We start from the raw sequence: 25,182 nt of genomic DNA, 5'->3' as shown, positions 1-25,182 counted from the left end.
CACTTCACACTTCCCCTGGCTTTTGTGAAAAGTGTCACTCCCCCCCGTGCAGATGCACAAGAAATGGTCAGCGCTTAGCGGAATTTGTCTAAGGCAGTGGATGAATTTTGCGCTTACAGTTAGTTTCGAAACAGCTTTTCAAAATGCTAAAGGCACTGAACCTACGTTGTTTTAAGGACTAATAATGAAAATCGAATCTGTAAACGTCACCGTCTTTCAGTATCCCACGCGCCGTGTCTCCGATACTGCCGGGCACTCCCACCCGGGCCCGGAGAGTCTGGCCAAAATGGCGATGCTGACCATTACCGCAGACGATGGCACCAAAGGGTATTCATTTGCACCACCGGAAGTGGTGCGCCCTTTTGTGGTCAATACCTTCTTTCGTAAAGTGATGGTCGGCCAGGACGCGTTCAATCGTGAGAAGATCTGGCAGGAGTTGGCACACTGGCAGCGCGGCAGCGCCCATCAGCTGACCGAACGCGCGCTGGGGTTTGTGGAGCAGGCGCTGTGGGATCTGATTGGCCGTAAACTCAATATGCCGGTGTGGAAACTGCTCGGCGGCTACCGCGACAAAGTCCCGGCCTACGGCAGCACTATGTGCGGCGATGACCTGCCGGGTGGCCTGTCCACGCCGGAAGAGTACGCCAGCTTTGCCGAGACGCTGGTCGCCCGCGGATACAAAGCCATCAAGCTGCACACCTGGATGCCGCCGGTCTCCTTCGCTCCTAATCCAAAGATGGACGTCAAGGCCTGCGCTGCGGTGCGTGAAGCGGTCGGCCCGGATATCGATCTGATGATCGACGGCTATCACTGGTACAGCCGCACCGAAGCGCTGTACATCGGCAAGGAGCTGGAGAAGCTCAACTTCGCGTGGTTCGAAGAGCCGATGGAAGAGGAGAGCATGTCCTCCTATGCCTGGCTGGCGGAAAATCTCTCCATTCCGATCATCGGGCCGGAAAGCCTGGGCGGCAAGCACCACAGCCGCGCCGACTGGATCAAAGCCGGGGCCTGCGACATCCTGCGCGCCGGATCGAACGGTGTCGGCGGTATTTCGCCGACCCTGAAAGTGGCGAACCTCGCAGAGTCGTTCGGCATGGACTGCGAAGTGCACGGCAACGGCGCGGCGAGCCTGGCGGTGATTGGCGCCATCAAGAACTGCCGCTGGTATGAGCGCGGGCTGCTGCACCCGTTCCTCGATTACGACGAACCGGCGGCGTATCTGCACAGCCTGATCGACCCGATGGATGATGAAGGCATGGTCAGCCTGCCGACGCGCCCGGGACTCGGCGAAGACATTAATTTTGCGTATATCGAAGCCAATACCGTCAGCCACGACTGACAAATAAAAACGTACCCTACAGGCGATATATACATGAAAAGAACCCTCCTCACCGGAGCGTGTTTACTCGCGCTCGCGCTGATGATGGGGAGCGGTGCGGCGTACGCAAAAACGCCGCCCGATCAGCTCATCATCGGTATGAACATGAACAACCTGCTGACTCTCGATCCGGCCGCGATGACCGGTAACGAAGTGGTCGGCATTGTGGTCAATCTCTACGATTCGCTGGTGGAACTGGACCCCAACACCCTCACCAACGTCAAACCGGCGCTGGCGAAATCCTGGGACATCTCCCCGGACGGTAAAACCCTGACCTTCCATCTGCGCGATAACGTCACCTTCCACTCCGGCAACCCGCTCACTGCCGAGGACGTGGTGTGGTCGATGCGCCGCCTGCTGCACCTGAACCTGGCTCAGGCCTCGGTGTGGAAATCTTATGGGTTTTCTAAGAAGAATATCGATCAGCAGATTAAAGCCCTCGATGACCACACCGTGCAGCTCACCCTGCCGAAGGCTAACGATCCGCAGCTGGTGATCTACTCCCTCGGCGCGCTGGGCAACCTCGGTGTGCTGGACCGCAAAACGGTACTCAGCCACGAGGTCAACAGCGACTGGGGCAACCGCTGGCTGACCACCAACGAAGCCGGTTCCGGGCCCTTTATGCTCGACACCTGGCAGGCCAAAGACGTACTGCGCATGCAGCGCAACCCGACCTACTGGCGCGAAGCGCCGAAGATGAACCGCGTGGTCCTGCGCCACTTCCAGGAGTCGCAAACCCTGCGCCTGATGGTGGAGAAGGGCGATCTGGATATCGCCAGCAACATGGCGGTGGCGGACATCAACGCCCTGCGTAAAGATCCGCAGCTGACGGTGGAAGCCGTGCAGAAGGGTACGGTCTACTACGTGGCGATGAGCATGAAGGAGGCGCACTTTGCCAACCCGAAAGTGCGCGAAGCGGTACGCTACCTGATTGACTATCAGGGTATCAACAAGGCGCTGATGCCGGGCTACGGCGTGCTGCACCAGCGGCCGATCAAGGCCGGGATGCCGTCAACGCTGCCGGATCCCGGCTACAAGCTGGATATCCCGCGCGCCAAAAAACTGCTGGCAGAAGCGGGCTACCCGGATGGCTTCGACACCACCCTGCGGGTGCTGGCAGATCAGCCGTTCCTTAATATCGCCATCGCCGTGCAGTCCACCCTGATGCAGGCGGGCATTAACGCCAAAATCATCACCGGCACCGGGAACCAGATCTACGGCGCGATGCGCGAGCGCAAGTTCGACATGCTGGTCGGACGCGGCGGCAGCGGGGTAGAGCCCCATCCGCACTCCAGCCTGCGCGCGCTGGTCTACAACCCTGACAACAGCGACGAGGCCCGGCTGACCAATTTCCAGGGCTGGCGCACCGGTTTTTACGACAAACCGCTGAACGAGATGATTGACAAGGCCCTGCTGGAGCGCGATCCGCAGAAACAGATCGCCGATTACCAGCAGATCCAGGTGCGTTACGACCAGCTGATCCCGGCCTTGCTCCCGCTGTCGCAGATGGTTGATTCGGTGGTTGTGCGCAACGAAGTCAAAAACTTCCAGTCGCATCCGTCGGCCACCACCTTCCTGCGCGAAGTGTACAAAACCGGAGGTGAAAAATGAGCGTTGTGATCCTCGCCCCGGGCTCCCGCACCCGCCGTTTCTCAAAACGGCTAACCCAGGTGCTGGTGACCCTGTTCGGCCTGCTGGTGCTGACCTTCTTTATTGGCCGGGTGATGCCGGTGGATCCGGTGCTGGCGATTGTCGGCCCGGATGCCGACCACAGCACCTATCAGCAGGTTTATCAGCAGCTGGGCTTTGACAAGTCCCTGCTGACCCAGTTCGGTATCTACCTTAACAACCTGCTGCACGGCGATTTCGGCAATGCCCTGCTGACCGGCAAACCGGTGCTGGATGACATTATGCGCGTCTTCCCGGCGACCCTCGAGCTGGCGACGATGGCGATTATTGTCGGGGCCGGTCTGGGTATCCCCCTGGGGGTGCTGGCCGCCGCACGGCGTAACAGCGTCTCAGATTATGTGGTGCGCATCATCAGCCTCGCCGGTTACTCCACGCCGATCTTCTGGGTCGGGATGATGGGGCTGCTGCTGTTCTACGCCTGGCTCGGCTGGGTGGGCGGTGCAGGACGGCTGGATCTGGGCCTGGATGGCCTTGTGCCGCGTCGCACCGGATTGATGACCGTCGACGCCCTGCTGGCAGGCAACAGCGCGGTGTTCTGGAACGCCATTAACCATCTGGTGCTGCCGGCCTCGCTGCTGGGCTTCCACTCCCTGGCCTACATCAGCCGCATGACCCGCAGCTTTATGCTGGCCCAGCTGTCGCAGGAGTTCATTATTACCGCCCGGGTGAAAGGGTTAACCGAGCGGCAGGTGATCTGGAACCACGCGTTCCGCAACATCCTCGTTCAGTTACTCACGGTGGTGGCGCTGGCCTACGGGTCGCTGCTGGAAGGGGCGGTGCTGATTGAAACTGTCTTCTCCTGGCCCGGCTTTGGCTCCTATCTTACCGGCAGCCTGCTGCTGGGGGACATGAACGCGGTGATGGGCTGCGTCCTGCTGGTGGGGATCATCTTCGTGATGCTCAACCTGCTCTCCGACATGCTGTATCAACTCTTTGACCCGAGGACGAAATCATGACCGTTTCTCTGGATACACCCCTGCAACCCGTTCGCAGCGAAGGACGTCAGCGTCTGGCGCGGATGGCCCGTCGCTCGCTGGGCTTTGCCGGGCAGATGGCGCGTAACCCGCTGACGGCGATTGGCGGCGGCATCATCCTGCTGCTGTTGATCGTCGCGGCCTTCGCGCCGTGGATTGCGCCGTACAACCCGCTGGTACAGGATCTGAATAACGCCCTGGTGGCGCCGAACGCCCAACACTGGTTCGGCACCGACGAGTTTGGCCGGGATATCTTCAGCCGCCTGGTGTACGGCTCGCGCATTACGCTCTATATCGTCCTGCTGGTCTCCGTGACCGTCGGCCCGCTGGGGCTGCTGCTGGGGGTTACCGCCGGGTACTTTGGCGGTAAGGTCGATGCGGTGCTGATGCGCGTTACCGATATCTTTATCTCCTTCCCAAGTCTGGTGCTGGCGCTGGCGTTTGTCGCCGCCCTCGGTCCGGGGCTGGAGCACGTGGTGATTGCGATTACCATCACTGCCTGGCCGCCGATTGCCCGTCTGGCCCGGGCCGAAACCCTCTCGCTGCGCCAGGCCGACTTTATCTCTGCCGTGCGTCTGCAGGGGGCCTCCCCGGTACGGGTGCTGTGGCGGCATATTGTGCCCCTGTGCCTGCCGTCGGTGATTATCCGTATCACCATGAACATGGCCGGGATCATCCTGACCGCCGCCGGTCTCGGCTTCCTCGGTCTCGGCGCACAGCCGCCGGAGCCGGAGTGGGGGGCGATGATCTCCAGCGGGCGCACCTACATGATGGAGTGCTGGTGGGTAGTGACTATTCCGGGGCTGGCGATCCTGATTAACAGCCTGGCGTTCAACTTCTTAGGAGATGGCTTACGTGACATCCTCGATCCTCGCAGCAACTGATGCGCCACTGCTGGACGTGCGTGACCTGCACATCGACTTTATCAACGGACGCGCGGTTACCAACGCGGTGCGCGGCGTCTCCTTTCAACTGGGGCGTGAGAAGCTGGCGATTGTCGGCGAGTCGGGCTCCGGCAAATCCACCGTCGGACGGGCGCTGCTGCGCCTGCACCCGGCCAAAGCGCAGATCACCGCCACCCGGATGCAGTTTGGCGATGTGGATTTGCAGAAGGTCAGCGAGGCGCAGATGCGCGGTATTCGCGGCAAGCGTATCTCGATGATCATGCAGGACCCGAAGTACTCCCTTAACCCGGTGGTCTGCGTCGGGGATCAGATTGCCGAGGCCTGGCTGACCCACCATCCGGGGCGCAAGGCGGAGGCGAAAGCCAAAGTGCTGGAGATGCTCGATGTGGTGCGCATTCGCCAGCCGGAGCGGGTCTATCAGCTCTATCCGCACGAGATTTCCGGCGGGCAAGGGCAGCGCATCATGATCGCTATGATGCTGATCACCGACCCGGAACTGGTGATCGCCGATGAGCCCACCTCGGCACTGGACGTCTCGGTGCGCCTGCAGGTACTGGGATTGCTGGATGATTTAGTCCAGTCCCGCGGGCTGGGGCTGATCTTTATCAGTCACGACATCAACCTGGTGCGCAGCTTCTGTGACCGGGTGCTGGTGATGTACGCCGGGCGGGTAGTGGAGTCGATTGCCGCCTGCGATCTGCACAACGCCCGGCACCCGTATACGCAGGGGCTGATCAATGCCCTGCCGGAGATGAATCACCGCCGCCCGGTGCTGCCGGTGTTGCAGCGCCAGGCCAGCTGGCTGACCGAATAAGGAGCGAAGATGATCGAGGTAAAAAACCTGAATCTGGCCTTTGGCGAAGGCGAGAAACGCAGCCAGGTGTTGTATGACGTCAATATTAACGTCCAGCCGGGGGAGATTTATGGCCTGGTGGGGGAGTCGGGCTCGGGTAAAACCACGGTGCTGAAGTGCCTGGCCGGGTTGTTCACCCACTGGGACGGGGCGCTGGCGATCAACGGTCAGCCGCTGGAGCGGCGCATCAGCCCCCAGCGCTGTCGGCTGGTGCAGATGGTGTTTCAGGATCCCTACGGTTCGCTGCACCCGCGGCATACCATCGGCGATATTCTGGAGGAGCCGCTGCAAATCCACGGCATCAACGACCGGGATCGGCGCATTCACGCGCTGCTGGATAAAGTGGGCCTTAATCGCGCCTTCCGCGATCGCTATCCGCATCAGCTCTCCGGCGGCCAGCGTCAGCGCGTGGCGATTGCCCGGGCGCTGATCCTCGAACCTCAGGTGCTGTTGCTCGACGAGCCGACCTCAGCGCTGGACGTCTCGGTGCAGGCGGAGATCTTAAACCTGCTGGCGGAGCTGCAGCGTGAGTCGAAGCTCACCTACCTGATGGTGACCCATGACCTGGGGGTGATCGCCCATCTGTGCCAGAAGGTGGCGGTGATGCAATACGGCAAGATCCTCGAAACCCTGACGGTGGATGACCTGGTGGCAGGGCAGGCGCAAACGGATTACACCCGGATGCTGGTCAACGCCAGCCAACAGTATTCCCGCGAGATGGCCCGGGAGGTGGCGGTGTATTAGTGGGTTCGGTGCGGCCTGATGCCGGGTGGCGCTGCGCTTACCCGGCCTACGATCTTGCCCCCTCTCCCTTGAGGGAGAGGGCTGGGGTGAGGGGGAACCGGCCGCACCAATCCCGTAAATTCAACGCAGAAGCGGGCAATCCGGCGGCAACCGGCACTGGAGGGCGCCAGGCAACAGCGCGATGCGGAAATGATCGCCGCTCAGCGGTTCGCCATCCAGATTAAAGGTCATGCCGTGTGGGGCAACGACCTCAAACCAGGCTGACTGACCGTCGATGACGTTCGGGCTCTCTTCCGGTCTGGTCAGCGTCGTCAGCAGCGCCGGAAGCAGTTCGTTGGCGGAAAAAATGCGCAGCTGGAGCTGTCCATCGTTAATCAATGCATCCGGGCAGAGCTGTTGCCCGCCTCCCGCCTGACGGCCATTGCCGATACCGATCACCAGCGCATCGCCCTCCCAGCGAAAGTTCTCGCCGCGAATTTCACACGTATCAGGCTTGAGTAAATCCATTCGCGCCAGACCGTGGATCAGGTACGAGACACCGCCCAGTGCGGCTTTCATTTTCTCCGGCGTTTCGCTGGTAATACGGGTGCCAAACCCGCCGGTCGCCATATTGATAAAGCAGGTAGTGTCGTTGACCCGGGCGATATCCACCGCCGTGGCTTTACCGGCGATCGCCAGCTGCAGGGCCTTGTCGAGGCTCTCGGGGATCCCGGCGCTGGTGGCAAAATCGTTGGCGGTGCCGAGCGGCAGAATGCCCAGCGCCGGACGCTGCGCGTCGGGCAGGTCTATCAGCGCCGTCGCCACCTCATTGATGGTGCCATCGCCGCCGCCCGCAATGACGGTCTCCACCCCAAGGTCGCACGCTTCCTGAATATAACGGGCTGCATCACCTTTCTCCCATGTCACGCGGACATGGATCACCACTCCTTCTTCCCGAAGAAGCGTCACGGCTTCGCGCAACAGGTCGTTGCCTGTCCCTTTGCCGTTCAGAATTAATAAACTTGCCGGATAGGTCGCCATCCACATTGCTCCTGTGCTGATCTTTCAAAAGTGTATCGCAGCGCGGACAAAAGCGGGTAAGAAGAGGATGAAAGGATAAAAATTAAATGAGTGGCGAGCCAAAACGTGCGCCACTCGGACCGGACTTTTATGAGGCGATGGCGCCATATGGGCATAACGCGAACACACAATCAGAGTGATGTTTGCAGTGGGTAATAAGGGTGCCATCGTTGCCAGGGCATCCCGAATTCGCGACAAATGATGACCAAAAGGTAGCGTTATAAGGGAAGGTGCGCAGGATATGAAGCTTTCTTAATGTGCCGTCTACGGCAATTCCGAAGGGGCCGGTAATAAGAACCGAGCCAGTGCTGATAAAGTAATCACCTTTATACCAGATTATCAATCTGAGATTTTTAACAGTCAGAACGTGAATGAATATTGTTCCGGTACGAGGGCACACCATCCTGTTTTCTACCACCCAGTACATATATTTCTCCTTCTCCTTAAGTGAAATTTCATTCATAAGAAGAATAGCATTCTATATGTGCCTGAATACCCAGCCTTTAATAAATTGATGATTTCAGTTACTTCTCGTTGAAAATAAAGATAAATTTACATTAATGACGCTTATGGAAGCGTTGTGATAGCGTTCTGTAAGAAGGGAGCGGGGCGTTTTTGAGACAAAAAAATTAGCCTGCGTAAGGGAGATTACTCAGGCTAAGGAGGTGGTTCCTGGTACAGCTAGCATTTATGGGTTATGTTTTTCAGCGTCATAGATAATACCCGTATCAAACGCAGCGGTATGTGATCGAATTCTAAGAATCATCTCATACCAGAAAATAACCCCTAAAATCACCCGACGTGCGGATTACGGGTATTTTCTCCGGTGAAATTACGCATCAGCAGGGCATAATCCAGGGAAATATCTTCCGGCACCGGCAGCCAGACGGTATGGCCGTCTCCCGGCGCGACCGATACCGCTTCACCTTTCCCGTTTTCCATATGTTCGAGGGTGAAGTTGACGTTGCCTTGCGGGGTCATCAACTCCAGGCTGTTACCCACGAGGAATTTGTTTTTCACCGCCACGGCTGCCAGAGGGCCTTTGCGCTCGCCGGTGAACTCACCGACAAACTGCTGGCGCTCGGAAAGCGAGTGACCGTAGTCGTAGTTCTGGTAGTCGTCATGGGTATGACGACGCAGGAAGCCTTCGGTATAGCCGCGGTGCGCCAGCCCTTCCAGGGTTTCCAGCAGGGTCGGGTCGAAGGGTTTGCCCGCCGCCGCGTCGTCGATCGCCTTGCGATAGACTTGGGCGGTTCGCGCGCAGTAGTAATAGGATTTGGTGCGGCCTTCGATTTTCAGCGAGTGCACGCCCATCTGGGTCAGGCGCTCAACGTGGGCGATGGCGCGCAGATCTTTCGAGTTCATGATGTAGGTACCGTGCTCGTCTTCGAACGCGGTCATGTACTCGCCCGGACGCTGGGCCTCTTCAATCATAAACACGCTGTCGGTCGGCGCCCCGATGCCCAGCGTCGGCTCAATGGTCTGCACCGGGATCGGCTCATGCTTGTGCACGATGTTGCCGACATCATCCTGCTTCCCTTCCTGGACCTTGTATTCCCAGCGGCAGGCGTTGGTACAGGTGCCCTGGTTCGGGTCACGCTTGTTGATATAACCCGAGAGCAGGCAACGGCCAGAGTAAGCCATGCACAGCGCACCGTGGACGAAAATCTCCAGCTCCATCTCAGGAACCTGGCTGCGGATCTCTTCGATCTCTTCCAGCGACAGCTCGCGGGAGAGGATCACGCGGGTCAGCCCCATCTGCTGCCAGAATTTCACCGTCGCCCAGTTAACGGCATTGGCCTGCACCGAGAGGTGAATATCCATCTCCGGGAAGTTCTCCCGCACCAGCATAATTAAACCCGGGTCCGACATGATCAGCGCATCCGGCCCCATCTCTACCACCGGTTTCAGGTCGCGGATAAAGGTTTTCAGCTTGGCGTTGTGCGGCGCGATGTTCACCACCACGTAGAATTTTTTCCCCTGCGCGTGGGCTTCGTTGATGCCGAGCTGCAGATTCTCGTGGTTGAATTCATTATTACGCACGCGCAGTGAGTAACGCGGTTGGCCCGCATAGACGGCATCGGCGCCATAGGCGAAGGCGTAACGCATATTTTTCAGCGTTCCCGCCGGGGAGAGGAGTTCCGGTTTAAACATGTTTGTTCTCGTTCTGATGACAGGTCAGATGCGCACACCAGGTGGGCGCCGGGAGGAGATCCCATACTTTAAGGGCGGGCATTGTAACGCTGCGGGGCAGGGAGGTAAACCGTTATCCGGTGAGCAGTTAAGGTCCCGGCTTAAGAATTTCCTTATGCATCTGGTTATTTATTCTCAACGACATCGCGCCGTTTCTCATACCTCGCCATAGCCGGGGTGACTATTATATCGCCTGGAAAAGCCGTTCTGGCCCACAGGGATGATTGCCGCGCAGGCTGCGCACAAAAACTTAATGATCACAGCATATTACCCGTAGAAGGCTACTTTTCAGGGTTTAATTTTAAGGACAATCTTTTATGCATGTTTCACGTAGGGTAGCGAATCGTTACGATCCTTTTTCCCGTCTGATGCACTGGGTGGTGGCGGCAGTGATTATTTATGCCATGTGTATGGGGTATATTCTTCATGCGCTGGAAGGGACACGCTGGTTCCACTTTTTCTCAGTGCTGAACATGTCTCTTGGCACCCTGGCAACCCCTATTATGCTGGTGCGCTTCATCTGGCGCTTCTTCCGCCCGTCGGTGCCATATCCTGCAAGCGTGGCAGGCCGTAAAAAACAGCTGGTGGTGTTTCTGCATGAAATCTTTTACCTGACAATCATGCTGGTGCTGGTTAGCGGGTTTTTAATGCTGCATAAGGACTACCATTTCTTTGGTTTAGTCCACGTTTCCCGGCCCGTTAACGTTGATGTGATTAACGACTTCTTCTTCAAAATCCATCGGGTGAGCTGCATCGTACTCGGTGTGATATTGCTCATGCACGTCGCGGCGGTAATCAAATACACCCTCAGCGGCCAACGCGAGATTTTGCGTCGCATGTTGTAAAGGGGTGACTTCAGAGGGGTGATATTCGGCAGGGGAGAGAAATAAATCCTTCAGATAACAAAACGCCGACGGCAGGACAGTACCGTCGGCGTTTCATTCACCGGGGCGATTAGAGATCGTCCTGGGTATGATCCACAATAATTTCCAGCGTTTTACGGATGATATCCGCTTTGACAACGTCGCGTGTGGACTCAATCTGCTGGATCAATCGTAAGATGATCGCTTTGTTGGTCAGCGGTTCCTTCGCCTCCACAATCGCGCCCACAATGGATTCAAGCAGCGCCCACTCTTCGGCTAACAAACCACCGGCGCTACGGAAATAGTTGGATAACGCAGCATTAGGCAGTTGTTCATAAAAATCTGGTTTCTGGAGCATTGCCTGACTCATAGTGTCGCACCGGTTAGGTTAATAAATGAATAATACAGTCAGTGTTTTTTGCTGTCGGCTTGCTGTCTGGTGCCAAACAGGGGATACACATTGCTGTTGTTTCGACCATCCGTGTCCCATTCCTGCTGTTCATTCATCGGCTTGCGTTGCGCGCCGCCCTTACCATCGTTGGAAATTTCCAGGATAATTTGGGAAAGCACATTCCGACGCTGGCCGTCTCGCTCTGTCGATAACATTTGTTGTAGCCTTTGCAGCAAAAGCTTCATGCTGATGGGGCCGTTATCCTTAAGCAGAGAAAGAGTGGCTTCGCCAATAAGTTCATCAGTAAGTCGTTCATGGTCACTTCTGTTCATAACTACGTCTCTGTTGCCACACCTACCTGTAAGAGGAATTGCGGCATTAAGTCAGTCTGTGGCGACAGTATAAAAAAACTGTCCCGAAGAAAAAACTGACTTGAAAACAATTCAATTAGCAGCTGTGGGCGTACGTCTCTTAACGATCAAACAGCAGGCCAATCAGCGTCTGGTAACGGCTCTCCTCTTCCTGATCCGTTGCCTGTTCCATCCGGTAAAGCAGTCGGGTGCAGATGGATTTTCGGTTGAGGATTTTCCCTTCCCGAAGGAGCTCCACGACGATTTGTCCCAGCGTTTCCTGCTGGGAAGGCTGGTTTGCTTTATTAAAATACTGGGTAATGGCATTGGCTGTATTCGGTGCAAACCCGTTCTCGCGCATATGTCACTCCTGAAATCCGCAGAGCTAAAAAATGGTTAATGTCTTGTTAACTGATGAATACTGTACAGGCTAATTGTACAAGTTAACAAATATATTTTGATCAATACGTGCTAAACCCTAAATATCAATGCGTTAACTGTAATAAAATGAGCAAAAAAGAAAGAAAATATTGTACATTTTCGGTGATTTTTGCCGTTATTTGCGCAAAAGAAAAAGGGTGTAGTCACCCCCGGATGGGTTAACAAGACGTAACGCCAACCATCTGATACTTTGGACTTTCATTCACCTCCTCTATTGGAAACATATGCTCACTACCATCATTTACCGTAGTCACTACCGTGACCACGTACCGGTTACTGTGCTGGAAGACATGGTTGTTGCAGCTAACAAAAAGAACAGCGAAGCCGGGGTCAGCGGCATTCTTCTGTTCAACGGCAAGCTCTTTTTTCAGCTGCTGGAAGGGCCGGAGGAGAGCGTAAGAGCCATTTACCGCGCCATATGTGAAGACCCGCGCCACCACAACGTGGTGGAGCTGCTGTGCGATTATTCTCCCTCACGGCGCTTCGGCAAGTGCGGTATGGAACTCTTTGATTTACGTCGATACGATCCTGAAGAGGTCCTGCAAAACGTGCTGGATAAAGGCACGACCAAGTACCAGTTGACCTATAACGACAGGTCGCTGCAGTTCTTCAGAACCTTCGTCGAAGAGAGTGAAAAAGAGAACTACTTTGAGCTGCCGTCAGGGGAGCAGTGGGACTTTATTGCCGATAATGATGCCCCCAGCGTTCGTTCCCTGACGCGGCGCTACAGCGAGGTGTGCAACTTTGCCTTCCAGCCGATTATCGATCCGCTGGCGCGGGAAATTGTCTCGCTGGAAGCCCTGATCCGCACCCCGGAAGGGGCCCTGTCCCGGAACTGGTTCGAGGGGTATGTGGGGGATGAACTTTACGAAGCCGACCTGAAAAGTAAGAGCGTTGCGTTTGCGATGGCCAGCGCGCTGGGGCTGGGCGATCAGAGCCTCTCTGTAAACCTGCTCCCGATGACGCTGGTCAACGTGCCCAATGCGGTCAGCTATCTGATTCAGGAGATAGAGGCCAACGGGCTGGTGCCTGAGCAGATCGTGGTGGAGTTCACGGAGAACGAAGTCATCTCCCGTCTCGACGAATTCACCGGTGCGGTGCGTGAGTTAAAGGCCGCCGGGATCGGCGTGACCATCGACCACTTCGGCGGCGGTTTTGCCGGGCTGCTGCTGCTGGCGCAGTTCCAGCCAGACCGGATTAAGATTAACCGTGACCTGATCCGCGACGTGCACAAGAGCGGTCCACGCCAGGCTATCGTGCTGGCCATCATCAAATGTTGTACAGCTTTGGAAATTCTGATCTCCGTGGTCGGTGTTGAGCAGCCAGAAGAGTGGATGTGGCTCGAATCCGCCGGGATTTCTCACTTCCAGGGACACCTGTTTGCCCACCCTCAACTTGCCGGCATCCCGCCTGTGTCATGGCCTGAGCCGCGCGACACCTTCTGAAACTGATACTCATCGGGCAGTGATACAATTCTGTTGTACAATATAACAAGTTGTACACCCCGGTGAGATTCGTTACCTTGGGTAACGAATATATCGGTCAGGAAGGGAGAATCGATGGCCTTTTACAGTATTGGCGATGTGGCTGAACGCTGCGGCATAAACCCCGTTACCCTGCGCGCATGGCAGCGCCGGTACGGGTTGCTCAAGCCTCAGCGCAGCGAAGGCGGGCATCGACAATTTGATGACGACGACATCCTGCGCATTGAAGAGATCAAGCGCTGGATTGAGCGTGGCGTGCCGGTTGGCAAGGTCAAAGCGCTGCTTGATCAAGGAAAAGCGCCTGAGCCCGGCGACTGGTCTGCGCTGCAGGAAGAGATGATTAGTACCTTACGTCAGGTTAACCCGACCAAACTGCGTGCGAAAATGGCGGCCTTCATTGCGCTCCATCCGGTGGATACCCTGATTGACAACGTCTTTGAGCCCCTGCGCAATACCCTGAGCCTCGATCGTGATACTGCACGCGCCATGCGCAGTCTGCTGGATGGCATTCTGATTGAGCATGCCGTATCAAGCCTCACTGCCTCGCGTGTTAAAGCGGGCAGGGATGCATTACTGATCGGGTGGGGAATTGAGGACCGTACCGGTCTGTGGCTGGAGGGCTGGCGTTTATCCCAGCAAGGCTGGCGCATTGATGTCTTTGCCGAACCCCTTGATTTACCCCATCCGGAGTTCTTCCCCGGGCAACAAATTCTGGTCTGGACGGGCCGGGTGATTTCTCCAGAACAGCTTCAGCAGCTGGACCACTGGCAAAAGCAGGGCTATGCCATCAGGGCATACGGCGCGGCGAACGCGGCCTGATCGGCTTACCCGCCGCAGCGGGTACTGTTTTTCCTCTTACTATCCCATACGGCACGCATCCGCTTCCCAGCGATACCCCACGCCATATACCGCCCGAATAAACGACTGATCCGCGTCGAGGGATTCCAGCTTGCGACGCAGGTTTTTGATATGGCTGTCGATGGTACGGTCGGTCACCACCCGGTAGTCATCATACAGATGGTTCAGCAGCTGCTCGCGGGAGAAGACCTTGCCCGGCTCGTGGGAGAGGGTTTTCAGCAGGCGGAACTCGGCGGGGGTGAGATCCAGCAGCTTGCTGCGCCAGCTGGCCTGGAAACGGCTTTCGTCGATGATCAACGGACTTTCGGCATCCAGCGCCTGCAATTCACGCTGCGGTTTGCAGCGGCGGAGAATGGTTTTCACCCGGGCCACCACTTCGCGCGGGCTGTAGGGTTTGCAGATGTAATCATCGGCGCCGATCTCCAGCCCCAGCAGGCGGTCGATCTCTTCGATTTTGGCGGTCACCATCACGATCGGCACTTCAGAGAAGCGGCGGATCTCGCGGCACAGGGTCAGGCCGTCGGTGCCGGGCAGCATCAGATCGAGCAGGATCAGATCCGGCGGGGTGTGGCGCACATACGGCAGAACCTGATCGCCGTGGCTGATAAGCGACGGGGCATAACTTGCCGCCCGCAGATAGTCGATTAATAACTGCCCAAGCTTAGGCTCATCCTCCACGATCAGGATGCGGGGTGTGTTTTCGTCAATGGGTAACTCAGTCATACTTCTCTCGATAAATCGCGTTCCAGCGGTAGCTCTACTGTAATGCTAACCCCGCCAAAAGGCGAATGGGCGGCGCGGATGGTGCCCCCGTGGGCCTCAACGATGTTGACGCAGATCGCCAGCCCCAGGCCGGAGCCGCCGCTGGCACGGTTGCGGGAGCCTTCGGTGCGATAAAAACGTTCAAACAGCCTGTTGAGCTGCTCGTCAGAGACGCCGGGCGCGGTGTCGGCAAAGGTCAGCGCAAAACGGTGATCTTCGCATTTGCCGGAAATACGCAGCATGCCCCCGGGGTCGGTATAGCGCAGGCAGTTTTCCAGCAGGTTGTTGAAGAGCTGCATCAGCCGGTCGCGATCGCCAAACACCACCGCGTTCTCCGGCAACGACAGCTCGATGCGCAGGTCGCGGCTGGCAAAGCGTTCGCGGAAGACGCCGCTGGCCATTTCCAGAATGTTAATTACATCCACCGGCGCTTTCTGATAGGCCAGCGCCCCCTCGTCGGACATCGACAGCTGATGCAGGTCGTCCACCAGTTTGGTCAGCGTGCCAACTTCCGCCTGCAATGAGGTGACGGATTCCGGGGTGAACTGGCGCACGCCATCCTGAATCGCCTCCAGCTCGCCGCGCAGCACCGCCAGCGGGGTGCGTAGCTCGTGGGAGATATCGGCCATAAAATCCCGCCGCATCTGCTGGTTCTTCTCAAGCGTACTGGCGAGCTGGTTAAAGTCCTGCGCCAGCTTGCCCAGTTCGTCCTGGCTGCGGGTATCCACCCGGGTGGTAAAATCCCCCGCCGCCAGTTGATGCGTGCCTTCCACCAGCCGTTTGACCGGGGCTAGCAGTCCACGCGCCAGCGGGAAGGTCGCCAGGGCTGCCAGCAGGGTAGAGAGGGCGACAATCAGCCAGCTGGTCTGGCGCTGCTGCCGGTCAAAGTTGATGTCGGTATTGCGCGTCAGCCTCTCCACCGGGGAGGCGATCACCCAGCCGACGGCAGCGCCGTTCACCGTAATGGCCCGCTTTGTGCCGTCCGGCGGCACCGGGGCGCGCGGGCCGACCAGCACTCTCATCTCCTGGTCGATCACCCAGAACTGGGTCCGCCAGCCGTGGGGAGGCATGCCCGGGCCGGGGCGATCGTCGTCGGTGTCGTGCTCCAGCGAGCGCAGGATCTGGAAAATAAACCGGTCATTGTTGCGTAAAAAACGCCAGTTGCCGTGCAGGGCGTACTGCTCGGCCAGGGCATCGCTTAACCCCTGTAGCCGCTGCTCGTTACCGTGTTTGATGTAGTCGATAAAGCCGCGCTCAAAGCTGACCCGCACCGCCCAGTGCATGGTGATCAGCAATACGATGCAGGTGGCAAAGATGGCCAGAAACAGCTTGCCGGTAATGCCGGGCCGCCAGAACTTCATGGTTCACTCCTTTTGCGCCGCCTGAGGACGACATTCTTGCTGGTATCATCCGGAACCCGGGCGAAAACAATGGCCGGCAGGGCGATAATCACCGCCATGCTCAGGTAGGTGTAGAGGAATACCTGATGGACGACGGGGCTGTCGGCGGTCAGGTGGTGCTGGCCGTACATGCCCAGCAGCAGCCCGGCGATGGTCACCCCGACGCTCATCGATAGCTGCATAATCATCGACAGCAGGCTGTTGCCGCTGCTCGCCTGCTCATCGGGCAGATCTTTCAGGGTCAGGGTGTTCATGGAGGAGAAGCGGATGGAGTTGATCATCCCCTGGCAGAACAGCACCAGCGGCAGGACGTAGTACCAGCCCAGCAGCGCCACGGCCATAAACAGCAGGCTCACCAGCGCCAGCCCGAGGGTGGAGGCTACCAGCACCCGGCGATAGCCGAGCGCGTTCACCACCTGGACCACAATGCGCTTCATCCCCATGCTGCCGAGCACCATCGGGATCATCATCAGCCCGGCGTGGAACGGTGAGAATCCGAGGCCAATCTGCAAAAAGACCGGGGTCATAAACGGCAGCATCCCGCTGCCGATGCGCCCGACAAAGCTGCCGAGCAGCCCCAGCCGGTAGGTGGTATTACGAAACAGGCTCAGGCTGAACAGGGCGCGATCGTTATCCCGGGCATGCCACAGATACCAGAGAATGGAGATCACCCCGATAGCGACCAGTCCGGCCAGTGACAGGGTGGAGATCCCCAGCCCTTTCTGCCCGTCCAGCGCCAGGGTGAGGGTCGCCATGCCCGCCGCCAGCAGGAAGAAACCCACCAGATCGAAGCGCCGGGTCTGCATTTTGTAGTTCGGCATCAGCCAGAGGGTGGCGATCGCCCCGATAATGCCCACCGGCAGGTTAATCAGGAAGATCCAGTGCCAGGAGGCATACTCCACCAGCATTCCGCCGAGGGCCGGGCCGAGCAGCGGCCCCACCTGGCCGGGCAGGGTGACGAAGGTCATCGCCGCCATGTACTGCGCGCGCGGGACGATCTTCATCACCGTCAGCCTGCCGACCGGGACCATCATCGCCCCGCCGACGCCCTGCAACACCCGGGCCATCACCAGCCCGTTCAGCGTCTCCGCCCGGGCGCAGAACAGCGATCCGGCGGTAAACAGCACGATGGCGGTAAAGAAGACATTGCGCACCCCGACCTTATCCGCCAGCCAGCCGCTGGCGGGCAGCATCACCGCCACCGTCAGCACATAGGCGACGATCACCATATGCATATGCAGCGGGCTCTCCCCCAGGCTTTGCGCCATTGAGGGGAGGGCGGTGTTTACGATGGTCGTATCCAGGGCCTGCATAAAAAAGCCGAAGGCGACAATCCATAGCTGCCAGCGAACGTTGGCGGGGAGATCAGTCATTAGCCGGTTACCGTCTCTTTCTGTTTACGTGAAAAACGCACCCGTAAGCGATCAAAGAACAGATAGACCACCGGGGTGGTGTACAGGGTCAGCAGCTGGCTCATCACCAGCCCGCCGACAATGGTGATCCCCAGCGGCTGACGCAGCTCTGCGCCGTCACCTGCGGAGATCACCAACGGCAGAGCGCCAAACAGCGCCGCCAGGGTAGTCATCATGATCGGACGAAAACGCAGCAGGCAGGCCTGGAAAATCGCCTCCTGCGGGGTCATGTTGCCGTTGCGCTGCGCCTCCAGCGCAAAGTCGACCATCATGATGGCGTTTTTCTTCACGATCCCGATTAACAGCATAATGCCAATCAGGGCAATCAGGCTGAACGGCGCGCCAAACAGCTCCAGCGCCAGCAGCGCCCCCACGCCCGCCGAGGGGAGGGTGGAGAGAATGGTCAGCGGATGGACGTAGCTCTCATACAGCACCCCGAGGACGATATAGACCGTGGCAATCGCCGCCAGAATCAGGATCACCTGCGAGTTCATGGTCTCCTGGAATACCTGAGCGGTACCGGCAAAGCTGCCGCGCACCGTTGAGGGCACCCCGAGCTGGGTCATGGCGCGATTAATAGCATCGCTGGCTTCCGACAGGGATTTGCCGGTCGGCAGGTTAAACGACACCGTTGACGCCGCCGACAGCCCCTGGTGGTTCACCGACAGCGGCGCGTTCGAAGGCTGCCAGCGGGCGAAGTACGCCAGCGGGATCGCCTTGCCGTCGTTATTAATCACAAACATCTTATCCAGGGCGCTGATGTCCTGGGTGTAGCGCGGATCGACCTCCATCACCACCTTGTACTGGTTCATCGGCTGATAGATGGTGGAGATCTGCCGCTGGCCGAAGGCGTTGTTCAGCAGGCTGTTGGCGGCACTGACATCGATGCCCAGTCGGGACATGGTTTCGCGATCGTAGGTAAGGGCCATCTCCGCGCCATTGTCCTGCTGATCGGAGTTAACGTCCGCCAGCTCCGGCAGAGCCGCCAGCGCCTTACGAATTTTCGGTTCCCACTCCCGCAAGGCGGCGAGATCGTCCGACAGCAGGGTGTACTGGTAGCTGGCGTTCGACTGACGCCCGCCGACGCGGATATCCTGCACCGCCACCAGGAACATGTTGGCCCCCGGCTCTTTGGCGAGTTTCACCCTGAGGCGGTCGATCACCTGCTGGGCGGTTTCGTTGCGCTCGTCGCGCGCCTTGAGGGTAATAAACATCATCCCGCTGTTGACCCTTGAGCCGCCGGTAAAGCCGGTGACGTTATCCACGGCCGGGTCTTCGCGGATGATCTTCATGAAATCCTGCAGCTTGCCGCGCATCGCCTGGAAGGAGATGCTCTGGTCGGCCTGAATGCCGCCCATCAGCACCCCGGTGTCCTGCTCCGGGAAGAAGGTTTTTGGGATGGTGATGTACATCCAGACGTTAAGCGCGATGGTGCCGATCAGCACCAGCCCGACAATCCGGGTGTGGTTCAGCACCCACTTCAGCGATTTGCCATAGCTTTCCTGCAGCGCCATCAGCATCCGGCCAAAGCCTTTTTTGCGCGGCTGCGACTGGGGCGGGCTGCGCTTAAGCATCCAGCCGCACATCATCGGCGTCAGGGTTAAGGAGACTAACAGCGAAATGCCGATCGCCACCGACAGCGTCACCGCAAATTCCCGCAGCAGACGCCCCGGAAGGCCGTCCATCAGCAGCAGGGGCAGGAACACCGCCACCAGCGACAGGCTCATGGAGAGCACCGTAAAGCCCACTTCCCGGCTGCCCTGCAACGCCGCCTGGAGCGGTTTCATCCCCGCTTCGAGGTGGCGGGAGATATTCTCCAGCACCACGATGGCGTCATCCACCACAAAGCCGGTGGCGATGGTCAGGGCCATCAGCGACAGGTTGTTGAGGCTGAATCCGCACAGGTACATGGCGGCAAAGGTGCCGATCAGCGATACCGGCACCGCCACCGCCGGGATCAGCGTTGCGCGTCCGGAGCGCAGGAACAGGAACACCACCAGGATCACCAGCGCTACCGAGATGATCAGCGACTGCTCCACCTCCTCCAGCGAGGCGCGGATGGTGGGGGAGCGGTCCTGGGCAATCTGCAGGTCGATGGCCGCCGGAATGGTCTCCTGCAGCTCCGGCAGACGGGCGCGGATGCTGTTCACCGTCTCAATAATGTTGGCTTCCGGCAGCTTGCGGATCATCAGCAAAATCGCCGGTTTGGCGTTGGTCATCCCGGCGTTGCGCACGTCCTGCACCGAGTCGGTGACGCTCGCCACGTCGCTTAAGCGCACCGCCGCGCCGTTGTTGTAGTGGATGATTAAGGGCTGATATTCCGCGGCGGTTTTAAGCTCGTCGTTGGTCTGGATCTGCCAGCGGTGGCTGGCATCCTCCACTGATCCCTGAGGTCTACGCACGTTGGCGTTGCTGATGGCGCTGCGCACGTCATCCAGCGACACGCCCTGGTTAAACAGCGCCTGCGGATTCAGCCCCACGCGCACCGCGGGCAGGGAGCTGCCGCCGACGTCGACATCGCCCACGCCGTCGATCTGGGCGATGGTCTGCGCCAGCTGGGTGGAGGCGAAATCGTACAGCTGCCCCTGGGAGTAAGTATCCGAGGTCAGGGTCAGGATCATGATTGGCGAGTCGGACGGGTTAGCTTTGCGGTAGGTCGGCCGGCTCGGCATCCCGCTCGGGAGCAGGCTTTGCGCGGCGTTAATCGCCGCCTGCACGTCCCGTGCCGCGCCGTTGATGTCGCGGTTAAAGTTAAATTCCAGAATGATGCGCGTGCTGCCGAGGGAGCTGCTGGAGGTCATCTCGTTGACCCCGGCAATGCGCCCGAGGGAGCGCTCCAGCGGCGTCGCTACCGACGAGGCCATGGTCTCCGGCGAAGCCCCGGGCAGCGAGGCGCTGACCATGATCACCGGGAAATCCACCTGCGGCAGCGGGGCCACCGGCAGCAGCCGGAAGCCGAGCACGCCGCAGAGGGTGATGGCGAGCGAGATTAAAATCGTCGCCACCGGGCGGTAAATGAAGAGGGCGAAAAACTTCACTTACGCCTCCTCTTCGTCACGTTTCGGGAAGCGGCTTTTGGTCCACAGCGCTAACCGGTCAAACAGCAGGTAGATCACCGGGGTGGTGAACAGGGTCAACACCTGGCTCACCAGCAGACCGCCCACCATGCCGATGCCTAACGGACGGCGCAGCTCGGCCCCGACCCCGGTGCTGAGCATCAGCGGCAGGGCACCGAGCAGCGCCGCGAGGGTGGTCATCAGGATCGGACGGAAACGCAGCAGGCAGGCCTGATAGATTGCCTCCCGCGGCGGCATGCCCTGCTCACGCTCGGCGGCGAGGGCAAAGTCGATCATCATGATGGCGTTCTTCTTGACGATGCCGATCAGCAGGATGATGCCGATGATCGCAATCACGTCCAGCTCGCTGCCCGCTAACATCAGCGCCAGCAGGGCCCCCACGCCCGCGGTCGGCAGGGTCGAGAGAATGGTGATCGGGTGGATAAAGCTCTCATACAGCACCCCCAGCACGATGTACATCGCCACCACCGCAGCAACGATCAGCCAGATGGTGCTCCCGAGCGCCGCCTGGAAGGCGAGGGTGCTGCCCTGGAATTTGGTCTGGATGTCGGTCGGGAAGCTGAGGTATTTCTCGGCGTCGGTGATGGCCTGCACCGCTTCGCCCAGCGAGTAATCGTCCGGGACGTTAAACGAGATGGTGGTGGACGGGAACTGATCCAGATGGTTCACCGCCAGCGGGGTATAGCGCTCCTCCACTTTGGCGATGGCGCTGAGCGGCACAATCCCGCCGCTGCTGCTGGTCAGGCGTACCGAATCGAGCGCCGCCAGGCCTGGGGTCTGTTGGGTGTCGTGCTCCAGCACCACCCGATACTGGTTGGCCTGGGTGTAGATGGTGGAGATCAGGCGCTGGCCGAAGGCGTTGTACAGCGCGTTATCCACGTCCGCCATGGAGATCCCCAGGCGGCTGGCGCTGTCGCGATCGACGTTGATGTACGCTGCGAGGCCTTTGTCCTGCCAGTCGCTGCTGACGTCGGAGAGCTGCGGTAGCTGCTGCAGCTCATCCACCAGCTGCGGCACCCAGGTGCTGAGGGCCTCGAGGCTGGTGGCCTGCAGGGTGAACTGATACTGGGTGCGGCTCACCGTGGTGTCGATGGTCAGATCCTGGGTCGGCTGCAGGTACAGCTCCACGCCCGGGACTTTCGCCACCGCGCTCTGCAGGCGGTCGATCACCGTGTTAACCCGGTCGTCACGATCGTCCAGCGGCTTGAGGTTGATCTGCAGGCGGGCGCTGTTGAGCGACGGGTTGGTGCCGTCGACCCCGACGAAGGCGGTCAGGCTCTCCACCGCCGGATCTTTCATGATCGCTTCCGAGACCGCCTGCTGGCGCTGGGCCATGCTGGCGAACGACACCGACTGCGGCGCCTGGAGGGTGCCCTGAATAATGCCGTTATCCTGGATCGGGAAGAAACCTTTCGGGATCATCACCCACAGCAGCACGCTCAGGGCCAGGGTGCCCAGCGCCACGCCGAGGGTCGCCCACGGGTGGTTGAGCACTTTTGCCAGCATGCGGCCATAGGCGGCAATAATGCGCTCAAACATCCGCTCTGAGGCGCGGGAGAAGCGGTTCTGCTTGCGCAGGGATTCATGGCTCAGCATGCGGGCACACATCATCGGCGTCAGGGTCAGGGAGACCACCGCCGAAATGAGGATCGCCACCGCCAGGGTTACGGCAAACTCGCGGAACAGGCGGCCGACGATATCGCCCATAAACAGCAGTGGGATCAGCACCGCAATCAGCGAGAAGGTGAGGGAGATAATGGTGAAACCGATCTCGCCTGCCCCTTTCAGCGCCGCCGCCAGCGGCTTTTCACCTTTTTCGATATAGCGGGAGATGTTCTCGATCACCACGATGGCGTCATCCACCACGAAGCCGGTGGCGATAGTCAGAGCCATCAGGGTCAGGTTGTTAATCGAGAAGTCGAGGAACACCATCACCGCGAAGGTGCCCACCAGCGACAGTGGCACCGCCACGGCGGGAATAATGGTCGCCGGAACGTTGCGCAGGAACAGGTAGATGATCATTACCACCAGCGCAATCGCCAGCATCAGCTCAAACTGGGTGTCGCTGACCGAGGCGCGGATGTTGGTGGTGCGGTCCGACAGCACCTTGACGCTGACGGATTTCGGCAGGCTGTCGATAAGCGTTGGCAGCATGGCGCGGATGCTGTCGGCGGTATCGATGATATTCGCCCCCGGCTGGCGCTGGACGTTCATCACGATCGCCTGCTGCTTGTTGGCCCACGCCCCGAGCCAGCTGTTTTCTGCCCCTTGCTCAACGGTGGCGACATCCCCTAAGCGGATCGCGGCCCCGTTCTGGTACGCGACAATCAGCTGACGATACTCATCCGCGGACTGCATCTGATCGTTGGCGGAGAGCGTCACCGCCCGGGTCGGGCCATCGAGGGAGCCTTTCGCCGAGTTGACGTTGGCGTTGCTGATGGCGGTGCGGATCGTTTCGCTGGTCAGGCCGAGAGAGGCGATCGCCTGGGCGTTCAGCTTCACGCGAACCGCCGGGCGCTGGCCGCCGGAGAGGGTCACCAGCCCGACGCCGGAGACCTGGGAGATCTTCTGCGCCACCCGGGTTTCCACCATGTCTTCGACCTGGGTCATCGGCATGGCGGAGGAGGTGACGGCGAGGGTCATGATCGGCGGATCCGCCGGATTGACCTTGCTGTAGACCGGCGGGTTAGGCAGGTCGGAGGGCAGCAGGTTGGTGGCGGCGTTGATCGCGGCCTGCACCTCCTGCTCGGCAACGTCCAGCGACAGGCTGAGCTGGAACTGTAACGTCACCACTGACGCGCCGCCGGAACTCTGGGAGGACATCTGCTTCAGGCCCGACATCTGGCCAAACTGGCGCTCCAGCGGGGCGGTAATGGCCGAGGTCACTACGTCCGGGCTGGCGCCAGGATAAAGCGTCACCACCTGAATGGTGGGGTAATCCACTTCCGGCAGGGCAGAGACCGGCAGGAAGCGGTAGCCGATGATCCCCGCCAGCAGGATCGCCACCATCAGCAGCGTAGTGGCAACAGGGCGCAGGATAAACAGACGTGACGGCCCGCCTGTGGCGCTCGGGGGCATCACCTGCATCAGGCGTTCTCTCCCTGTTTTTTATGGTCGCGTTTAGCAGGTGCGGCAGGGGTGTCGCTGTGGGCTTCCACCACTTCCACTTTTGCCCCTTCGGTCAGACGGTCGATGCCGTCGGTCACCACGCGGTCGCCTGCCGACAGCCCGGCGGCAATCACCACGCTCTGGCTGTCCTGAATGCCCGGTTTCACCAGGTGTTTGCTGACTTTGTTGTCGCTGTTCAGCACCCAGACGAAGTTGCCTTCATTGCCCATCTGCAGCGCCGCGGTGGGGATCACCACCGCATTCTCTTCGGTGGCCACCAGCATCCGGGCGTTAACAAACTGGTTTGGGAACAGGGCGTCGTCCTGATTGTTGAAGCGTGCTTTCAGCTTGATGGTGCCGGTGGTGGTGTCGATCTGGTTGTCGAGGCTCAGCAGGGTGCCGTCGCTCAGCTTCTGCTTGTTGGCGCGATCCCAGGCTTCCACGGTTAAGCTCTGCCCGGCTTTTTGCGCCTGGATCACGGTAGCGATATCGCTCTCCGGCAGGGTAAACACCAGGTCGATAGGGTGTGTCTGAGTGAGCACCACGATCCCGGTGGTATCGCCGCTGGAGATCTGGTTACCGATATCCACCTGTTTTAAACCCACGCGCCCGTCGATAGGGGCGGTGATGCGGCTCCAGTCGAGCTGGAGCTGCGCGCTGGCCACGGCGGCTTGATCCGCTTTGATGGTGCCGAGGCTTTCGCTCACCAGCGCCTGCTGGGCATCAAGCTCCTGGCGGGAGACGAGGTTGGTTTTCACCAGCTGTTGATAGCGGGCCAGATCGCGGCGGGCATTGGCGAGGGTGGCGGTGTCTTTCGCCAGCTGTCCCTGGGCCTGAGCCAGCGCAACCTTGAACTGGCTGGGATCGACTTCCGCCAGCAGATCGCCCGCTTTCACCTGCTGCCCTTCCTGGAAGTGGAGGGCGATCAGCTGTCCGTCAACGCGGCTGCGCACGGTAACGGTGTTGGCAGCGGTGATGGTGCCGAGCCCGGAGAGATAGCGCGGCACGGATTTACTGACCGCGGTCGCGGCCTGCACCGGCGCCAGAGGGCCGCTGCGCATCCCGTGGCGTCCACCGCCTGCCGGGCGCTGCGCCTGGCTTGACGCACCAGCAGGGGCCGAAGAGTGTTGATGCCAGTACCACGCGGCGGCAAGGGCCACCACAATGATGCCAGCGGCGATTACCCAGCGGGATTTATTGCGGCCTTTCATCGTTATACGTACTCATCCTGAAACTGTGCG

At 59.3% G+C, this 25,182-nt stretch carries 21 protein-coding genes; 9 read left to right on the top strand and 12 right to left on the bottom strand.

The features are described from left to right. Positions 1-184 precede the first annotated feature (184 nt). Genes G7090_RS15220 through G7090_RS15195 form a run of 6 tightly spaced genes read left to right on the top strand, consistent with a single transcriptional unit; the run spans position 185 to position 6,543 of the window. Positions 185-1,339, top strand: coding sequence for a mandelate racemase family protein (locus G7090_RS15220; protein ID WP_106993528.1), 1,155 nt, complete (start codon positions 185-187; stop codon positions 1,337-1,339). Between the two features lie 33 nt (positions 1,340-1,372). Next, complete coding sequence (locus G7090_RS15215; protein WP_166182960.1) at positions 1,373-2,989, top strand: ABC transporter substrate-binding protein; 1,617 nt, start codon at positions 1,373-1,375, stop codon at positions 2,987-2,989. Beyond that, a complete protein-coding gene (locus tag G7090_RS15210) occupies positions 2,986-4,023 on the top strand; it encodes an ABC transporter permease (protein ID WP_166182959.1) in 1,038 nt (345 codons plus the stop codon). Before G7090_RS15215 ends, G7090_RS15210 begins: the two co-directional genes overlap by 4 nt. Beyond that, on the top strand, positions 4,020-4,925 hold the full coding sequence (locus tag G7090_RS15205) for an ABC transporter permease (RefSeq protein ID WP_106993525.1): 906 nt from the start codon (positions 4,020-4,022) through the stop codon (positions 4,923-4,925). Before G7090_RS15210 ends, G7090_RS15205 begins: the two co-directional genes overlap by 4 nt. Beyond that, positions 4,888-5,760: an ABC transporter ATP-binding protein gene (locus G7090_RS15200; RefSeq protein WP_371811703.1), complete on the top strand. Its 873-nt coding sequence runs from the start codon at positions 4,888-4,890 to the stop codon at positions 5,758-5,760. Before G7090_RS15205 ends, G7090_RS15200 begins: the two co-directional genes overlap by 38 nt. A 9-nt stretch (positions 5,761-5,769) precedes the next feature. Then, positions 5,770-6,543, top strand: coding sequence for an ABC transporter ATP-binding protein (locus G7090_RS15195; RefSeq protein ID WP_106993524.1), 774 nt, complete (start codon positions 5,770-5,772; stop codon positions 6,541-6,543). Between the two features lie 120 nt (positions 6,544-6,663). Here the strand turns inward: G7090_RS15195 and yegS are convergent, their stop codons facing one another. The 3 genes from yegS to yegQ all read right to left on the bottom strand — a co-directional run bounded on the left by yegS (position 6,664) and on the right by yegQ (position 9,756). Further along, positions 6,664-7,563 carry a lipid kinase YegS gene (gene yegS / locus G7090_RS15190; RefSeq protein WP_106993523.1) on the bottom strand — a complete coding sequence of 300 codons (900 nt, stop codon included), beginning with the start codon at positions 7,561-7,563 and terminating at the stop codon, positions 6,664-6,666. A gap of 127 nt (positions 7,564-7,690) precedes the next feature. Continuing rightward, complete coding sequence (locus G7090_RS15185) at positions 7,691-8,029, bottom strand: anti-adapter protein iraM (protein WP_166182958.1); 339 nt, start codon at positions 8,027-8,029, stop codon at positions 7,691-7,693. 365 nt (positions 8,030-8,394) lie between these two features. Beyond that, the gene (gene yegQ, locus G7090_RS15180) at positions 8,395-9,756 is read right to left on the bottom strand and encodes a tRNA 5-hydroxyuridine modification protein YegQ (protein ID WP_106993521.1); all 1,362 of its coding nucleotides are present in this window, start codon (positions 9,754-9,756) and stop codon (positions 8,395-8,397) included. A gap of 356 nt (positions 9,757-10,112) precedes the next feature. On the opposite strand from yegQ, the gene G7090_RS15175 reads away from it, so the two are divergent. Next, positions 10,113-10,640, top strand: coding sequence for a cytochrome b (locus tag G7090_RS15175; protein ID WP_166182957.1), 528 nt, complete (start codon positions 10,113-10,115; stop codon positions 10,638-10,640). A gap of 109 nt (positions 10,641-10,749) precedes the next feature. Here G7090_RS15175 and G7090_RS15170 read toward each other — a convergent pair whose 3' ends face one another. The 3 genes from G7090_RS15170 to ycgZ all read right to left on the bottom strand — a co-directional run bounded on the left by G7090_RS15170 (position 10,750) and on the right by ycgZ (position 11,760). After that, positions 10,750-11,016, bottom strand: coding sequence for a biofilm development regulator YmgB/AriR family protein (locus G7090_RS15170; protein WP_242685386.1), 267 nt, complete (start codon positions 11,014-11,016; stop codon positions 10,750-10,752). Positions 11,017-11,066: 50 nt separating this feature from the next. Next, positions 11,067-11,381 (bottom strand): hypothetical protein, encoded by a 315-nt coding sequence (locus tag G7090_RS15165; RefSeq protein WP_106993520.1) that lies wholly within the window; start codon positions 11,379-11,381, stop codon positions 11,067-11,069. 139 nt (positions 11,382-11,520) lie between these two features. Next, on the bottom strand, positions 11,521-11,760 hold the full coding sequence (gene ycgZ, locus G7090_RS15160) for a regulatory protein YcgZ (protein ID WP_106993519.1): 240 nt from the start codon (positions 11,758-11,760) through the stop codon (positions 11,521-11,523). Positions 11,761-12,064: 304 nt separating this feature from the next. Here ycgZ and G7090_RS15155 point away from each other — a divergent pair, with 304 nt between their 5' ends. Together G7090_RS15155 and G7090_RS15150 are read left to right on the top strand one after the other, a co-directional pair. Next, positions 12,065-13,285, top strand: a complete 1,221-nt coding sequence (locus G7090_RS15155; RefSeq protein WP_166182955.1) for a diguanylate phosphodiesterase — start codon at positions 12,065-12,067, stop codon at positions 13,283-13,285. Positions 13,286-13,399: 114 nt separating this feature from the next. Then, entirely contained in the window at positions 13,400-14,143 is a 744-nt protein-coding gene (locus tag G7090_RS15150; protein ID WP_166182954.1) for a MerR family transcriptional regulator, read from the top strand. Positions 14,144-14,182: 39 nt separating this feature from the next. Here G7090_RS15150 and baeR read toward each other — a convergent pair whose 3' ends face one another. From baeR to G7090_RS15120, 6 genes are read right to left on the bottom strand one after another with little or no spacing between them, the layout of a single operon-like run. Beyond that, positions 14,183-14,905, bottom strand: a complete 723-nt coding sequence (gene baeR / locus G7090_RS15145; RefSeq protein ID WP_106993516.1) for a two-component system response regulator BaeR — start codon at positions 14,903-14,905, stop codon at positions 14,183-14,185. Beyond that, positions 14,902-16,305 (bottom strand): two-component system sensor histidine kinase BaeS, encoded by a 1,404-nt coding sequence (gene baeS / locus G7090_RS15140; protein ID WP_106993515.1) that lies wholly within the window; start codon positions 16,303-16,305, stop codon positions 14,902-14,904. Before baeS ends, baeR begins: the two co-directional genes overlap by 4 nt. Then, positions 16,302-17,717, bottom strand: coding sequence for an MFS transporter (locus G7090_RS15135; RefSeq protein ID WP_166182953.1), 1,416 nt, complete (start codon positions 17,715-17,717; stop codon positions 16,302-16,304). The genes baeS and G7090_RS15135 overlap by 4 nt, the downstream gene beginning before the upstream one ends. Continuing rightward, positions 17,717-20,794, bottom strand: a complete 3,078-nt coding sequence (mdtC, locus tag G7090_RS15130) for a multidrug efflux RND transporter permease subunit MdtC (protein WP_166182952.1) — start codon at positions 20,792-20,794, stop codon at positions 17,717-17,719. Before mdtC ends, G7090_RS15135 begins: the two co-directional genes overlap by 1 nt. Then, positions 20,795-23,920, bottom strand: coding sequence for an MdtB/MuxB family multidrug efflux RND transporter permease subunit (locus G7090_RS15125; protein WP_166182951.1), 3,126 nt, complete (start codon positions 23,918-23,920; stop codon positions 20,795-20,797). It abuts the gene before it with no gap. After that, entirely contained in the window at positions 23,920-25,152 is a 1,233-nt protein-coding gene (locus tag G7090_RS15120; RefSeq protein ID WP_166182950.1) for an MdtA/MuxA family multidrug efflux RND transporter periplasmic adaptor subunit, read from the bottom strand. Before G7090_RS15120 ends, G7090_RS15125 begins: the two co-directional genes overlap by 1 nt. Positions 25,153-25,182: the final 30 nt, after the last annotated feature.

This window comes from Leclercia sp. 29361 (genome assembly GCF_011290365.1).
In the GTDB taxonomy this organism is placed as follows: domain Bacteria; phylum Pseudomonadota; class Gammaproteobacteria; order Enterobacterales; family Enterobacteriaceae; genus Enterobacter; species Enterobacter tamurae.
This window is presented reverse-complemented; position numbering and strand designations above follow the sequence as displayed.